This window comes from Aureimonas endophytica (assembly GCF_014642635.1).
GTDB classification, from domain to species: Bacteria; Pseudomonadota; Alphaproteobacteria; order Rhizobiales; family Rhizobiaceae; genus Plantimonas; species Plantimonas endophytica.
In genome coordinates this window covers 1-1,013 of the sequence record NZ_BMIQ01000032.1, presented here as the reverse complement: position 1 = coordinate 1,013, position 1,013 = coordinate 1, and the positions used below count along the sequence as shown (strand labels likewise).

1 protein-coding gene is annotated in these 1,013 nt (G+C 71.5%); it reads left to right on the top strand.

The features are described 5' to 3' along the window. Window positions 1-1,013: L-serine ammonia-lyase (locus IEY14_RS25680; protein ID WP_188913684.1), on the top strand; the 1,013-nt coding region annotated here is incomplete at both ends.

Sequence of the window (1,013 nt, the reverse complement as noted above, 5' to 3'; positions counted from 1 at the left end):
AGCGGCAGCTGGCCCCGGCCGCACGACGCCACGGTCGCCCGGCTGCGCGTCACGCTGCACGGCTCGCTCGCCTTCACCGGCATCGGCCATGCGACGGATCGGGCGGTGATCCTCGGCCTTTGCGGCTTCGTGCCGGCGACGATCGATCCCGATCGCGTGGACAGTCTCGTCTCCGAGGTGGTGAAGGAGGGGGTGGTGCGCCCGGCGGGCCATCCGCCCTATGCCTTCGAGCCGGCGCGCGATCTCGTCTTCGACCGCAAGCATGCGCTGCCCGGCCATGCGAACGGCATGGCGATCGAGGCGCTGGCGAAGGACGGGCTGATGCTGCTGCGCCGCGTCTATTATTCGATCGGCGGCGGCTTCGTGGTGGACGAGGAGGAATTGCAGCGCAAGAGCTCGGACGCACCCGCGCCGGGCGGCGCCGTGCCCTATCCTTTCGCGACGGCGGCCGAGATGCTGGCACTGGCGAAGCGCAGCGGCCTGTCCATCGCCGGGATGCAGCGCGCCAACGAACTCGCTTCCACCAGCGAGGCGGAGATGAACGCCCGGCTCGACGCGATCGCGGAAGCGATGAGCGACTGCGTCCGGCGCGGCATCCGGCAGGAGGGCGTGATGCCCGGCGGGCTCGGCATCCGCCGCCGCGCCAAGGCGATCCACGACCGGTTGCGGGCCGATGCGGCGACGAACGTCTTCCAGCCGCTCCTCGCCAATGACTGGCTCTCGGTCTATGCCATGGCGGTGAACGAAGAGAATGCCTGCGGCGGGCGCGTGGTGACGGCCCCGACCAACGGCGCGGCCGGCGTCGTGCCGGCGGTGATGGAATATGTCCGCCAGTTCCATGCCGAGGCGGGCAAGGCGCAGCTGCGCGACTTCCTCCTCACCTCGGCGGCGATCGGCGGGCTGATCAAGCGCAATGCCTCGATCTCGGGCGCCGAGGTCGGCTGCCAGGGCGAGGTCGGCTCGGCCTCGGCCATGGCGGCGGCGGGCCTTGCGGCGCTGATGGGCGGCACGCC